Raw genomic sequence first — 13,021 nt, 5'->3', positions numbered from 1 at the left:
TTTCTCGGATTGTTGACGATTCATGCACTCTTGTCGAACGGCCTCGGCCGTCTGATGCCGATGACGAACAGACGCGATGTATCGAACTCAATGGGGCAACGACCTGTCTTAGACAGATATTGCGCCCGCTAGCTCACGCTCCATCACGATTGCTTGGCCGGCGAAATCCATCGCTGGTTTGCGAAGCAGCTCAATGAAACCTTCGCGTTTCCAGAATTCGAACGCTCTCGGATTTGTATCGATGACGGCAATGCGTAATGCGCGACATTGCCAACCCATGCCGATTGCTTCGGCGAGACGCAGAACTTGCGGGCCAAAGCCCCGTCCCTGCGAACTTTCCCGGAACAACAACAGGCCGATGAAAGCGATGTCGACCTCTGGATAGCCACGCACCATTTCCATACATCCAACCGCCTCGACATCGTGAGAGATTTCGTAGACGACTTTGTCCGAGTGGCTCTTGCCGGGCGGCAGCGCATCAAGTACCTCGATGGCGGCGTTCGGAGAGGGCAGCATGCCTTCCACGGCAAGGCTATAGCCTGGAGCACCTTCGAGCACAGCTTGCAGACGTTCTATGTCGTTCGACGACTGGCGGTCGATTAGGCGTAGCGTGGGCATGGTCGGCTCGGGCGAGAATGTGCGATGCCGATTGTGAACGATCTGGGCGTCGAAGTCGAATGACCGCAGCTGCGGCGGATTCAACCGGTCGATGCAACACACTACAACCTGCGTGAGCAGCGGAGGTGTTGCAAATGAAGTATAGAACCCGGATCTATTACAGCGAGAGCCAGAAGGCGCTGATGTGGGAGCGCTGGCGCCACGGCGATACGCTTCACGAGATCGCCCGTTTATTTAATCGCTATCACACGTCATTGCATGGTCTTATGGCTGATCAAATCACGCTGCGCGTTGAGACCGATTTGGGAGCGCATGCAATTCAGTCAGGTCTGAGGAACGGCATTCGTCGCATCCCGGCAGAAAAGGTCGACTTTGAAGTTCTCTGCATCACCCCCTCGCCAACTTAGCCTTAATTCATGCATTTCGAATAAATATATTCGAAATGCTGATTTGAAATGAATTTGAAAGAAAATTCTTCCAAAAAATTACTAAAGAAACGGAAATAGCGTGCCGACATTGATATGAAGATTGCGGGCGCCACGCCCGAAGACTCATATCTAACCGCGTTGTAAGCTATTTGAGCTGTGATTGAATGAAGAGCAAAGCCGTCGCTCCGAGCGACACCGTTCATCTCGTAGACTGCACGTTGCGCGAGGGGGCGCAGGCGCCGGGGATTAAATTCAGTGCGGAGACCACCGTCGAGATTGCCAAGGCTCTCGACGGTGCTGGCGTTGCAATTGTCGAGGCGGGACACCCTTGCGCCTCCGATGCCGAATTCGAACGCGTCGAGCGGCTTGTCAGGCTCGGTTTGCGTGCGAAGGTCCTGGCGCACGCGCGAGCTGTCGAGCGCGACATTAGTGCCGTCGCGCGAACCGGCGCTGATGCAGTCGGGATTTTCGTCGGCGTCAATCACATCTCGCAAACGGCACGATTGCGGCGCGACGAGCGCGAGATCCTGTCGATGATCGACAGCAGTGTCCGGCTGGCACGAAGCCACGATTTAACGGTGCGACTCACGATTGAAGACGCGTCGCGAACCGAGTTTGCCATGCTGCGCCGTGCTTACGAAGTTGCGCTCAACGCCGGTGCCGATCGTCTTTGTTTCGCGGATTCGGTCGGCGTGCTTTCGCCGGTTGAAGTGGCCGCGGGCATCGGCGAATTACGCTCGGCCTTTCCGCAGACGCCGCTCGAAGTCCACTTTCACGATGATCGCGGCCTCGCAATGGCCAATACGCTCAGTGCAATTGCAGCCGGCGCAACGCACGTTTCGTGTTCAGTCAACGGAATCGGCGAGCGCTGCGGGATCACCGATACGGCTGCGCTAGCAGCGAACCTCGCTTACGAGAATATTGAGTGCGGCGTCCGGCTGTCGGCCGTCGCTTCGTTGAGCGGGCTCGTCGAGCGCGTGACCGCCTGCGGGCCGGATGCACGCCGGCCCGTGACGGGGCGCCATGCGTTCAGCCATACCGCGCGCCTCCATGTCAAAGCGGTCGAGCGCGACCCGAACGCATATCAATGGATGGACCCGGCGGACCTCGGCTATCCGGTGGCCGGTGGAGCAGGCGCATGAAGCGCGCCGTCCAATTTCATTCATATGTATTCGTGGTCTCGCGGCGCGAGTATGTCGCGACGCGCCATCGTTTGTACGCGACCAGGTAGGCGGCCGTGTTCTTCTTCTCCAGATTCACGAAACAGGTCGATCCAATCCGACGCTGGATGCTGCAACATCAAGCGAAGATGTCGCTCGATTTTGCCACCTTCATGCTCACGCTCGAATCGGGTGGCCGGTCGGTAACGCTGCATCCGCGCTTTGCCGGCGAGCACGCCGGGCGCACGGCTTACTTCGACTACTTCTCAGGCGAATCGTCGTTTGTTGGCTGGCTGCCTTATCGGCTGCGCCGCTGGGAACTGGCCACGGACAAGATCGAATTCAAGCGAATTGCGAGTGCGCGCGGCTTGCGTGTGCCGGCCGGCTGGCGTGGCGGCTCGCCCCTGGCCGACAACTACATCGTGAAGCCCGCGCGCGGCTCGTTCGGGCTGGGTATGCGCGGTCCGTTCGGTCCCCTCTATCCGTACGACAACCCGAATCCGCTAGGTCAGCCGGAGTTTTTCGAGCAGTTTATCGTCGGCTCCAGCGCCAAGGCGTGGTTCTGGAATAGCACGCTGGTTGCGCTTGAAGTACTCACCCCGCCGAAGCTATATGGCGACGGGGTACGCACGCTGCGGCAACTCGCCGAGGACAAGCGCGGTAACTTCGACCTGAAACTGGCGTTGGAGCCGAGCGCCGACATCTTTCGCTGGCAGGGGCTAACTGCCGATTCGGTCGCCGAGAAGGGCCGCGAGGTGCTGCTCGACTTCCGCTATGCGACGCCCTACGACCGCGTCACGCTGAAAAACCGCGATGTTCTCAGTCAGGTGTCGCAGTCGGTCCGGCGGCAATTTGAGGTCGCGGGCCGCATCCTGCATAACGAGATCGATGCGGAAGTCCGCGACAATACTGCCTTCACGGTTGATGCGGTGATCGATGCCGAGGACCGCGTGTGGTTCCTCGAAATGAATTCGCATCCGATGATCCACCCGGCCGTATATGGTCCAATGCTCGAGTCGCTGTTCGAAGGCGTCGCGTTGGAGTCTGCGGGAGCGCGTGCATGAACATGGATCTTGCATTGCAGCTGATGACTTCGCTGCTGACGAGCGCCGTCAAGATCAGCACGCCGATTCTGGTCGCCGTGCTGGTGGTCGGCCTCGTGGTCAGCATCTTCCAGGTGGTCACGCAGATCCAGGAAATGTCGCTCACGTACTTGCCGAAACTGTCGATTGCGGTCGTGATGCTGCTTCTGATCGGACCGTGGATGTTGCGCCAGCTAATGAGCTTCACGATTCGCTTGTGGACCAGCATTCCGCAAATGTTCTGAGCGAGCCTCCACGTGTCCATTCTTTTCCCCTTCGTCATCACGTGGGCATTGCTCGCGGTGCGGCTCGCCGTCGTTTTCGGCGCGACGCCCGTGTTCGAGCAGTTTCCGGTGCCGCCACTGGTGCGCGCGTGCTTCGTGTTTGCGATGGCTGCGGCATTGACGGCCGCGCTGCCGAAGTATTGGGTGGGTCGCGACCCCGGCGCCGGTCAACTGATCCGCTGGGTGTTCCAGGAAGCGCTCGCGGGTGGGCTGCTGGCGCTCTGCATCAACATCGGCTTCGCCGCCTTCAGCATTGGCGCGCGACTGATCGACGTGCAGATCGGCTTCGGCATCAGTCAGGTCTTCGATCCTTTCACGAGACGCGACACCCCGATCCTGTCCGCCATTTTCGCCAACTTCGCCGTGCTGGCATTTTTCGTCACTGACGGTTATCTCGTCCTGCTGCGCGCGTTCGTGTACCTGGTCGAGCTGGCTCCGCCCGGCGCGGCCGGCTTGCCGCATTTCGATCCGCAGGTGCTGCTGAACGGCGCCGGCAGGCTGTTCGTCGCGGGCCTCGCGCTCGTGGCGCCCGTGGTGCTGTGCGTGCTGATCGTGGAGGCGGCCTTGACGCTCGCCGCGCGCGGGCTGCCGCGCATGAACGTGTTCGCCGTGGGCATGCCGCTCAAGATCGTGACCGGCTTGACCGCGCTATCCCTGTGGATGCCGCGTGCGCGTGAGCCGATCGGGCGCGCGTTCGGGTCGAGCTTCGAATTGTTCTGGAGGTCGATCAACTGATGGCTGATCAGGATCTCGACAAAACGCTCGACGCATCGGCCTACAAGCTCTCGCGTGCGCGTAGCCAGGGCAAGGCGCCACGCAGTGCCGAGTTCGTCTCGGCAGCAGTGCTGTTATGTGGTGCGCTCGCGCTCTATGCCAAGTCTGACGACTTGCTGCGCCGCGCGTTCGCGTTCGACGCGCGCCTGCTGCGTGACGCGGGCAGTTATGGTGCGGCGGGCGGCAGCTTCGACACCATCTGGACGATGCTCGCCCGGATGGCGACCGACGCGACGACCTGGCTTGCACCGTTTTTCGGTGCGCTGGTGCTGGTCGCGGTGATTGCAAGCGTCGTGCAGATTGGCGTGATGACCAGCTTCGATCCGCTCAAGCCCGACTGGTCGCGCATCAATCCGGTGGCCGGCTTCAAGCGGCTCGTGTCGCTGCAGTCGCTTTACCATGCGCTGCGCACCATCGCGAAGCTGGTCGTGCTGATTGGCGTCGGATACAGCGCGGTGGTCGCCGAAATTCCCAGTTTCATGCAGCTCGCCGCATTGTCCGCGAGCGACTACCTGCAGCTTCTAATGCACAGCATCGGCGCGGTCGCGATCAAGGTCGGCGCGACCTTGCTGCTACTAGCGCTCATCGATCTCTGGTATGTGCGTTTCGATTTCGCGCGCCGTATGCGCATGAGCCGCCGCGAGATGAGGGAGGAGCACAAGCATCGGGAAGGCGATCCGCGCATCCGCGCGCGTCTGCGCGAGTTGCGCATGGAAGCGTACAAGCGCAGCACTTCGTCGCGCGGCTTGCCGAAGGCCGACGTGCTGATCGTCAATCCGACGCGCGTGGCGATCGCGTTGCACTACGAACACGGTGCGATGTCCTCGCCACGCGTGGTGGCCAAAGGCGTCGGCGCGGTCGCGCGCAAGATGCGCGAATACGCGTCCCAGCGGGGCATTCCGATCGTGGAAAACCGCAAACTCGCGCGCGCGCTGCTGCGACGCGTGGACATCGACTCGGCGATTCCGGAAGATCTGTTCACGGACGTCGCCCGTATCATAGTCTGGGTGCTGGCCATGCGCCGCCGCAATACGCGCGGCACGGCGCCGAAGAAAGGCGCGGCCAGACCGAATCCCCAGGAGTCCGCTTCATGAATGCGTTTGGTCGCCTGTTCGGCGGGAGCCGCGACATCGTTCTCGTCGGCTTTGTGATTGGCGTTCTGGTCGTGCTGTTCATGCCGATCCCCGCAGTAGCGCTTGACGCGCTGATCCTGACGAATTTCAGCTTCGCTTTCCTGGTGCTGCTGCTGACCTTCTATATGGCGCGGCCGGTGGAGTTCTCGACGTTCCCGTCGCTATTGCTGGTCGCGACGCTGTTCCGTCTGTCGCTGAACGTCGCGGCAACCCGGCTGATCCTGTCGGAGGGCGATGCGGGGCGTGTGATCAGTGCGATCGGCTCGTATGTGGTGGGCGGCAACTACGTCATCGGAATCATCGTTTTCCTGATCCTGATCGTCGTGCAATACGTCGTGGTGACGAGCGGCGCGCAGCGGGTTTCGGAAGTGGCGGCGCGGTTTACCCTCGACAGCATGCCGGGCCAGCAGATGAGCATCGACGCCGACCTCAACATGGGTTTTATCGATCAAGCGGAAGCGCAGCGCCGCCGCAAGAATCTCGAGAAAGAAGCGCAGTTTTACGGCGCGATGGACGGTGCGTCGAAGTTCGTCAAGGGGGACGCGATTGCCGGCATTCTGATTCTGATGATCGATATCGTCGGCGGTCTCGTGATCGGCGTGGTGCAGCTCGGCATGCCGTGGGTCGAGGCGCTGCAGACCTATACGCTGCTCACGATCGGCGACGGCATCGTTACCCAGGCACCCGCGCTCGTGATCGCGGTCGGCACGGGGATTATCGTTACACGCTCGGGGGGCGATCAGAACCTGAGCGTGGAAGCGTTGCGCCAAGTGACCGCCTATGTGAAGCCGCTCGTCGTGGTCGGATTGGTGCTGCTCGGTTTGATGGCGTTGCCCGGGATTCCGGCGGCGCCGGCCGGCACGCTGGCCTTTGCGCTGCTGGCCGGCGCGTGGTGGATTTCCCGCCGGCGCGCGGCGCAAAGCGACGACGAGGTGGTGCCCGATGCCGAGCCAGGCGGCGCGCCGGACGATTACGCGCTGCTCACCGTCGAGCCAATCGAAGTGCAGATCGGCCTGAGCCTCGCGCCACTCGCGAACGAATGGAATGCACTCGTGGGGCAGCGGATTGCGGTGTTTCGCAAGCAGTTCACCACGGAAATGGGTCTAGTGCTGCCTGCCGTGCGCTTGAAGAGCAATCCACGGCTCAACGGTCATGCTTACACCATCGATCTGTTCGGCACGACGGTCACGCGCGGCGAAGTACTGCCCGAGCGTGTTCTCGCGATTCATCCGAGCGGAGAGGTTCCACCGCCGACAGGTGGCATCGAGACGCGCGATCCGGCGTACGGACTGCGTGCCTGGTGGATCGAGGAGTCGCAGCGCGCGAAAGCGATGGCGGCCCGCTATACGCTGATCGACGCAACTACGGTGTTCTTTACGCATCTGACCGAAACGCTGCGCCGCGAGGCCGGTACGCTCCTGACCCGCGCGGAGACGGACCGCCTGCTCGCGCGCGTGCGCCAGGCGCAACCGGGGCTCGTCGAAGAACTGATTCCCAGCGTGCTGACTGTTTCAGACGTACAGCGCATCTTGCAGAACCTGCTGCGAGAAAAGGTCAGCGTGCGAAATCTGGAAGCCATTCTCGAGACACTGGTCGACGCAGGCCGTCAGCAGCGCGACGTCGTGTTGCTGACCGAGATCGTGCGGCAGCGGCTTGGACAATCGATCTGCCAGAGTCTGATGGGCGATTCGCCCGCGCTTAACGTGTTGACGATCGAAGCGGGCATCGAGGCGCGTCTGCTGCAGGCACTCGGTGACGGCGTGGAAAAGAATCTGTCGCTCGACCCCAAACTCGCGGAAGTGGTGATGTCGAGGCTCGCACAGCAATCGGAGAAAATGCTGAAGTCGAATTTGACGCCAGTACTGCTTTGCGTGCCCGATTTGCGCCGGCATTTAAGGGCACTATCCGAGCGGCTTATTCCCCAATTACGCGTAGTCTCAATGGGCGAAATTCCGCGCACGATCGAATTAAAAGCGTTTGCTACGGTTTCGTTGAATCTATAGAATGAGCAGACAAAATAAATAAGTACAGCTTCAATGTAGCATTACTAACAATTAACAAAAATATTACAGCATACGGGGTTTCGTGAGATGCAAGACGCAATTACCATCGTGACGTCCGCGATGCAGGGCGATATTGCCGATGCCAATCGCATCAGTACCAATGTTGCCAATCTCGGCACAGTGGGATATCGCCGCACAGTCGCGGGCGCCGGCGCAACTGCATCTCACGCATCCAGCGTCGGGCGCTCGTTCGAGCGCTCGCTCAACGCCGCGGCAAACATTGCGCCCGCGGATCAGTCGGACATGGTCGATCAGCGCACCGGCGCCATGATCTCGACCAGTCATGCACTCGATCTCGCGGTGGGCGGCACAGGCTATTTCGAGGTCATGACCGCGCATGGACCAGCTTATACGCGCGCCGGCAACTTTCACGTCGACGCGCAGGGGCGCCTGGCCGATTCCACGGGCAACCCCGTGCAAGGCGTCGACGGCGATATCACGCTGTCCTCCAATGCGGTGAAGATCGATCTTGCCGGCCATGTCACGGACAACGGGCGTGCGGCCGGCCAGGTGAAGCTGGTGAGCGCCGCTGGTTCTTCTGCTGTCGATCCGATCGGCGGCGGTTTGTATTCGATTTCTTCAGTTGGCGCGGCACCTGCGGCTTCGCATGTGCTTCAGGGTTATCTGGAAAATTCCAACGTTGACCCGATGAATGAAATGACAAGCCTGATGGTCACGATGCGGCATTTCGAAAGCATGCAAAAAGCTGCTTTAGCAGACGACGAAATGATGCAGAGCGCTATTCAAAAGATCGGGGACGTATAAGTCATATGCTTAATGCACTTTATATCGCTGCCACTGGATTACAGGCAGAGCAGCAGAACGTCGAGAGTATCTCGAACAATCTGTCGAACATGAATACGCCCGTCTATAAGAAGTCGCGCGTGCAATTCAGCGATCTGGTCGGGGGCGTGCAGTCGATGCAACCCACTGCTCCGGCCGCCACAGCCGCTTCGGCGGGTTTGGGTGTTGGCGTGAGCGCCACGCAGAAAATGTTCGACGCGGGTCAGTTCCAGGAAACCGATTCGCCCTACGACCTCGCAATTCGCGGCGACGGATTCTTCGAAGTCGTGTTACCGGACGGCACTTCGGCGTATAGCCGCGGCGGTACGCTGAAGGTGAACTCGGACGGCATGCTGGCGACCCAGGACGGCTATCCGTTGAAAGCGAGCATCTCGGTGCCCGCGGATGCGCAGAGCATCTCGATCGGCAGTGACGGTACCGTGCAAATTATTTCGGCCGGCGATTCAACCCCGACCGAAGCCGGCCAGATCGAGCTCGTGCGCTTCGCGTCCGAAGGCGATTTGACGCCGTTGGGTTCGGGCCTCTATCAGCCGAACGATCAATCGGGCGACGCGCTCACGCTGCGTCCCGGTGAGAATGGCTCCGGCTTGCTGGCACAGGGCTACGTCGAGCAGTCGAACGTCAATATGGTCGACGAGATGGTCAACCTGATGGTCGCGCAGCGGGGCTACCAGGCCAATGCAAAGCTCGTGCAGGCGGCTGACGACATGCTCAGTACTGTCAACGGATTGCGCCGCTGACAGGCCCGGGGAGCTCATCTTGTTGTTCCATTCCACACCGGCCAGACTCGCGCTGATTTTATCGGCGGTGGCGCGCTGCGCAATCGCCGCGTCGCTCGACGTTGCGCCGGCTGCGACCGTCAACGGCCCGGACGTCAAGCTTGGCGAAATCGCGCACGTCGATGCGCCGGACGGCGCGCAACGCACCCTGCTGTCCGGTATCGATCTGGGGCCCGCGCCGCGGGTCGGCTTCGAGCGTCAGGTTCGCCGCAGCGACATCGAACGCGCGTTGCATGCGCAAGGCTGGAGTTCGGGCAACCCGCTTGGCCTTTCCGGCGCGCAAGTTACCGTGGTGCGGGTGGCGAGCCAGCAGGTGGGTAGCGACGAACTCTTGCATTGCGCGACGGCGTCGCTCGTCGACTCGCTCAACACCGCCTATCGCAACATCAGGCTGACCCCGCTCGACGCGCCGGCAGCGCTTGCTTTGCCGGTTGGGCGGATCGATTATCGCGCTCGTCCAATGGATGCGCCGCGACCCTTGCCGCGCCGCATGGCGCAGTGGGTGGACATCTCGGTTGACGGACGGCTATACCGGTCCGTGCCCGTCACGTTCGAGATCCACGCGCAAACCGAAGCGTTGGTCGCCGGGCGTGAGTTGACGCACGACGAGCCGCTTGCCGCTGACGCAGCTTCGGTGCACGACGTCGATGCAGCCGGCGTGAAAGACAAGCTGCTGCCCGCCGACGCACTGGCTGCCGGCCTGCATGTGCGCCGCGAATTGCCAGCCGGCACGGCGCTCACGTGGGCGGATGTCGGCACGCCGCCGGCGGTCGCGCGCGGCGATTGGGTGACGCTGCGTGTCGGCGCCGGCGCTGTACGGATCGAGGAACGCGTGCAAGCACTCGAAGACGGCCAGCTCGGTGCGGCCGTGCACGTCAAGTCCGCGGCCGGCGTTAGCTTGTCGGCGCGCGTGATCGGCTCCGGCATGGTGGAGGCGAGCGGATCATGAACCAGCTTCACTCCTTGCGCGCCCTCGCGCTCGTCTTGTCGGCACTAGCCTCTACTGTCAGCGGCACGCCTGCGCATGCCGAAAGTCTCTTCGATGCGGATACCTATCGTGCTCTCGAGAGCGACGCAAAGGCGCGCTCGGTCGGCGATGCGCTGACCGTGCAGATCGTCGAAAACTCGAGCGCGACGTCGAGCGCCGACACCGCGACGCACCGGAAATCCGATTACGATGCAACGGCCGGCAAGGTCACCGATCCGAACAGCAAGGGCGGCGGACTGCAAACCAGCAGCGATTTCGACGGCGGTGGAAAGACGCTGCGCAGCGGTCGTTTGATCGCACAGATCACCGTGGTGGTCAACAAGGTGACGCCGGTCGGCGATCTGCTTGTGTCGGGCGACCAGTTGCTGACGATCAACGGCGAAGACCAAAAGATTCACCTCGAAGGGCGAGTGCGTCCCGCGGACGTTTCGACGGCCAACACCGTGCCTTCGACGCGTCTGGCGGACGCGCGCATCACTTATGTCGGCGTCGGCGATCTGGCCGACCGCACGCGTCCGGGCTGGTGGGCCCGGTTGCTCAACTGGTTTGGACTATGAAGGCGAATCGATTCGCGCGAGTCTGGCGCGGCATTCTCTACGCGATGCTCGGTGTTGCCGTGTGCGCCGGCCTGTCCTGTTCCGCAAGCGCAGCGACGCCGGGCGCCGACGGCGTGGTGCGCCTGAAGGACCTCGGCAAGCTCAAGGGTTGGCGCGAAAACACGCTGGTCGGCTATGGCATCGTCACGGGTCTCGCCGGTTCCGGCGACTCGCCCACCAACAAGACGACGCGTCTGACCATTGCCAACGTGTTGTCGCAATTCAATGTGTCGATCACACCGGACCAGGTGCAAAGCCGCAACGTGGCGGTGGTCATGGTGAGCGCTTCGCTGCCTGCATTCGCGCGCGAAGGCGACAACGTCGACGTGCTCGTCACCTCGATGGGCGACGCCCGCAGCCTGGTCGGCGGCAGCCTGCTGGTCACGCCGTTGAAGGCGCCTAACGGCGCGGTCTACGCGCTCGCGCAAGGGCCGTTGTCGGTGGGTGGCTACCGCTACGACATGAACGGCAATGTCGTGCAGAAGAACCACCCGACCACCGGCATGATCCCTGATGGCGCGACGGTCGAAAAGGGCGTCTCCACGTCGATGATGGCCGCCGACGGCTCGGTGACCTTCGTGCTGGCCGAACCCGACTATACGACAGCCGACCGCCTGTCGACCGCTCTGAACGAGGCGTTCGGCCGCCCGCTGGCGCAGCCGAAAGACGCGGAGGGCATTCGGATCGAAGTGCCTCCCGAGAACCGCGACAACCTCGTGCGCTTTATTGCCGAAGTGGAGAACGTCTGGGTGAAGCCGGACCGCCGAGCGCGAGTCGTCATCAACGAGCGCACCGGGACGGTGGTGTCGGGCGGCGACGTGACGCTGTCGAAAGTCGCGATCGCACACGGCGACCTGAAGATTTCGATCGTTACGGACAACGAAGTGTCGCAGCCGTTCGCGATTGGCGGCTATCTGCCCGGCGCGCGCACGGCAGTCGTATCGAATTCGCGCATCTCGGTGGAGGAGCCGGCGGGTGGCACGTTCATAGCCGCCCAGCACAATACCGTGGCCGATCTCGTCGAAGCGCTCAACCGCGTAAAGACCAACACGCGCGACATCATCGCGATCCTGCAGGCCGTGAAGGCCGCGGGCGCACTGCATGCCGACCTGATCATTCAGTAACCCGTTTTCTGAAGAATTTGCCATGTTCGATTCGATCACCTTGCAGGCCGTTACTTCAGCGCTCGACGCGACCCTGCTGCGTCAGCAAGCCATCGCGACCAACGTCGCCAATGCCGGCACGCCTGGCTATAAGCCGGTGCGCGTCGAGTTCGAGTCGCGCCTGAGCGAGGCACAGGAGGCACTCGGCCAGGGCGAGCCGCTCGACGCGTCGATGCTGCGGGCGCCGGTCGTGGTCAGTTCGCTTACGCCGAACGTCGAACAGGGAGTCCGACTCGATCAGCAGATGAGCGACATGGTGACCAATTCTGTGCGCTATCAGGCACTGGTCAAGGGGCTCGGCGACGAATACAAGCTGCTGTCGGCAGCGCTTAACGAAGGGAAATGAGATGGACTACAACAGTATCCTCGGTGTCAGCGCTGCGGGCATGAGTCTGGAAAAGCTGCGCACTGACGTGACCGCGCTGAACCTGGCCAACGCCCACACGCTGATCGGCGCGCAGGGCGGCTACCAACCGTTGCGCGTCGCGGCATCGGTCGCGCCGCTGTCGAACCTTTCGGGTTCCGCGAACGGTTTCGCTGCGCTGGTCGACGCGACGCTGCGCGCGCCGTCCGAGGCTGCGGTCGTGCCGACCGGCGCCGCGCCGCTGAAGGTTTACGAGCCCACCCATCCGCTGGCGGATACCAATGGCTACGTCAGCTATCCCGGAGTCGATCAGGTTACTGAAATGACCACGATAATGGTCTCAGTGCGCGCCTATCAGGCCGACGTCGCGGCATTCAATACGTCGAAGACCCTCGCGCTCAAAGCACTCGAAATCGGAGACGGCCAGTCATGAGCAACGCCTTCACCCTCGAACCCGTGGCCGCCATCTCCGACGCCCTGTCGGCGGCTCACGCGCTGCCATCGCTGTCGCCGCGCGGCGCGGACGCGCTTGCCGTGACCGGGTCGCCCGCGCCAGCCGCACAGTTCGGCTCGATCGTTTCGCAGGGTCTCGAATCGGTCAACACGCAATTGGCCAGCGCGGAAACTTCGCTGCAATCGCTCGCGGTAGGCGGCGCGGGCAACTTGCACGAGGTCATGGTCTCGATGGAAGGCGCGAAGCTCGCTTTCCAGCTCGTCGCGCAGGTGCGCAACCAGGTCCTGAGCGCGTATCAGGACGTCGTCAAGATGCAGATCTGAGGCCTGAC

At 62.1% G+C, this 13,021-nt stretch carries 15 protein-coding genes and 1 pseudogene; 15 read left to right on the top strand and 1 reads right to left on the bottom strand.

Annotated features, from left to right (window positions below; genetic code table 11):
* Positions 1–108: 108 nt before the first annotated feature.
* Positions 109–618: a GNAT family N-acetyltransferase gene (locus tag ACOJB8_RS33430; RefSeq protein WP_342946589.1), complete on the bottom strand. Its 510-nt coding sequence runs from the start codon at positions 616–618 to the stop codon at positions 109–111.
* A gap of 134 nt (positions 619–752) precedes the next feature.
* Here ACOJB8_RS33430 and ACOJB8_RS33425 point away from each other — a divergent pair.
* The 15 genes and pseudogenes from ACOJB8_RS33425 to fliE form a co-directional block, all read left to right on the top strand.
* Positions 753–890: pseudogene (locus ACOJB8_RS33425) on the top strand (IS30 family transposase); the annotation flags it as partial.
* 320 nt (positions 891–1,210) lie between these two features.
* Positions 1,211–2,188, top strand: a complete 978-nt coding sequence (locus ACOJB8_RS33420; protein WP_342946588.1) for a LeuA family protein — start codon at positions 1,211–1,213, stop codon at positions 2,186–2,188.
* Between the two features lie 95 nt (positions 2,189–2,283).
* On the top strand, positions 2,284–3,270 hold the full coding sequence (locus tag ACOJB8_RS33415) for a hypothetical protein (RefSeq protein ID WP_342946587.1): 987 nt from the start codon (positions 2,284–2,286) through the stop codon (positions 3,268–3,270).
* Positions 3,267–3,533 carry a flagellar biosynthetic protein FliQ gene (locus ACOJB8_RS33410; protein ID WP_342946586.1) on the top strand — a complete coding sequence of 89 codons (267 nt, stop codon included), beginning with the start codon at positions 3,267–3,269 and terminating at the stop codon, positions 3,531–3,533. Before ACOJB8_RS33415 ends, ACOJB8_RS33410 begins: the two co-directional genes overlap by 4 nt.
* Positions 3,534–3,545: 12 nt before the next feature.
* Positions 3,546–4,307, top strand: a complete 762-nt coding sequence (locus tag ACOJB8_RS33405; protein ID WP_342946585.1) for a flagellar biosynthetic protein FliR — start codon at positions 3,546–3,548, stop codon at positions 4,305–4,307.
* Positions 4,307–5,440 (top strand): EscU/YscU/HrcU family type III secretion system export apparatus switch protein, encoded by a 1,134-nt coding sequence (locus ACOJB8_RS33400; RefSeq protein ID WP_342946584.1) that lies wholly within the window; start codon positions 4,307–4,309, stop codon positions 5,438–5,440. Before ACOJB8_RS33405 ends, ACOJB8_RS33400 begins: the two co-directional genes overlap by 1 nt.
* On the top strand, positions 5,437–7,482 hold the full coding sequence (locus ACOJB8_RS33395) for a flagellar biosynthesis protein FlhA (RefSeq protein ID WP_475016350.1): 2,046 nt from the start codon (positions 5,437–5,439) through the stop codon (positions 7,480–7,482). The genes ACOJB8_RS33400 and ACOJB8_RS33395 overlap by 4 nt, the downstream gene beginning before the upstream one ends.
* 87 nt (positions 7,483–7,569) lie before the next feature.
* Positions 7,570–8,307 (top strand): flagellar hook-basal body protein, encoded by a 738-nt coding sequence (locus ACOJB8_RS33390; RefSeq protein ID WP_342946582.1) that lies wholly within the window; start codon positions 7,570–7,572, stop codon positions 8,305–8,307.
* Between the two features lie 5 nt (positions 8,308–8,312).
* Positions 8,313–9,086 carry a flagellar basal-body rod protein FlgG gene (flgG, locus tag ACOJB8_RS33385; protein WP_342946581.1) on the top strand — a complete coding sequence of 258 codons (774 nt, stop codon included), beginning with the start codon at positions 8,313–8,315 and terminating at the stop codon, positions 9,084–9,086.
* A gap of 19 nt (positions 9,087–9,105) precedes the next feature.
* Complete coding sequence (gene flgA, locus ACOJB8_RS33380) at positions 9,106–10,074, top strand: flagellar basal body P-ring formation chaperone FlgA (RefSeq protein WP_342946580.1); 969 nt, start codon at positions 9,106–9,108, stop codon at positions 10,072–10,074.
* Positions 10,071–10,670 (top strand): flagellar basal body L-ring protein FlgH, encoded by a 600-nt coding sequence (locus tag ACOJB8_RS33375; protein WP_342946579.1) that lies wholly within the window; start codon positions 10,071–10,073, stop codon positions 10,668–10,670. The genes flgA and ACOJB8_RS33375 overlap by 4 nt, the downstream gene beginning before the upstream one ends.
* A complete protein-coding gene (locus ACOJB8_RS33370) occupies positions 10,667–11,833 on the top strand; it encodes a flagellar basal body P-ring protein FlgI (protein ID WP_475016347.1) in 1,167 nt (388 codons plus the stop codon). The genes ACOJB8_RS33375 and ACOJB8_RS33370 overlap by 4 nt, the downstream gene beginning before the upstream one ends.
* A 22-nt stretch (positions 11,834–11,855) precedes the next feature.
* A complete protein-coding gene (locus ACOJB8_RS33365; protein WP_342946577.1) occupies positions 11,856–12,218 on the top strand; it encodes a flagellar basal body rod protein FlgB in 363 nt (120 codons plus the stop codon).
* A 1-nt stretch (position 12,219) separates the two neighbouring features.
* Entirely contained in the window at positions 12,220–12,669 is a 450-nt protein-coding gene (locus ACOJB8_RS33360; RefSeq protein ID WP_342946576.1) for a flagellar basal body rod protein FlgC, read from the top strand.
* On the top strand, positions 12,666–13,013 hold the full coding sequence (gene fliE / locus ACOJB8_RS33355) for a flagellar hook-basal body complex protein FliE (protein ID WP_342946575.1): 348 nt from the start codon (positions 12,666–12,668) through the stop codon (positions 13,011–13,013). Before ACOJB8_RS33360 ends, fliE begins: the two co-directional genes overlap by 4 nt.
* Positions 13,014–13,021: the final 8 nt, after the last annotated feature.

It is taken from the genome of Paraburkholderia sp. BR10141, assembly GCF_056155635.1.
The sequence above is the reverse complement of the archived record's forward strand: the minus strand, read 5'-3'. Positions and strand labels throughout refer to the sequence as shown.

Excerpts from the sequence above, each read along its gene's own strand:
- fliE (WP_342946575.1), top strand. The coding sequence starts at position 12,666 with ATGAGCAACGCCTTCACCCTCGAACCCGTGGCCGCCATCTCCGACGCC.
- flgG (WP_342946581.1), top strand. The coding sequence starts at position 8,313 with ATGCTTAATGCACTTTATATCGCTGCCACTGGATTACAGGCAGAGCAG.
- ACOJB8_RS33395 (WP_475016350.1), top strand. The coding sequence starts at position 5,437 with ATGAATGCGTTTGGTCGCCTGTTCGGCGGGAGCCGCGACATCGTTCTC.
- ACOJB8_RS33360 (WP_342946576.1), top strand. The coding sequence starts at position 12,220 with ATGGACTACAACAGTATCCTCGGTGTCAGCGCTGCGGGCATGAGTCTG.
- ACOJB8_RS33420 (WP_342946588.1), top strand. The coding sequence starts at position 1,211 with ATGAAGAGCAAAGCCGTCGCTCCGAGCGACACCGTTCATCTCGTAGAC.
- ACOJB8_RS33400 (WP_342946584.1), top strand. The coding sequence starts at position 4,307 with ATGGCTGATCAGGATCTCGACAAAACGCTCGACGCATCGGCCTACAAG.
- ACOJB8_RS33370 (WP_475016347.1), top strand. The coding sequence starts at position 10,667 with ATGAAGGCGAATCGATTCGCGCGAGTCTGGCGCGGCATTCTCTACGCG.
- ACOJB8_RS33430 (WP_342946589.1), bottom strand. The coding sequence starts at position 618 with ATGCCCACGCTACGCCTAATCGACCGCCAGTCGTCGAACGACATAGAA.
- ACOJB8_RS33375 (WP_342946579.1), top strand. The coding sequence starts at position 10,071 with ATGAACCAGCTTCACTCCTTGCGCGCCCTCGCGCTCGTCTTGTCGGCA.
- ACOJB8_RS33410 (WP_342946586.1), top strand. The coding sequence starts at position 3,267 with ATGAACATGGATCTTGCATTGCAGCTGATGACTTCGCTGCTGACGAGC.
- ACOJB8_RS33390 (WP_342946582.1), top strand. The coding sequence starts at position 7,570 with ATGCAAGACGCAATTACCATCGTGACGTCCGCGATGCAGGGCGATATT.
- ACOJB8_RS33365 (WP_342946577.1), top strand. The coding sequence starts at position 11,856 with ATGTTCGATTCGATCACCTTGCAGGCCGTTACTTCAGCGCTCGACGCG.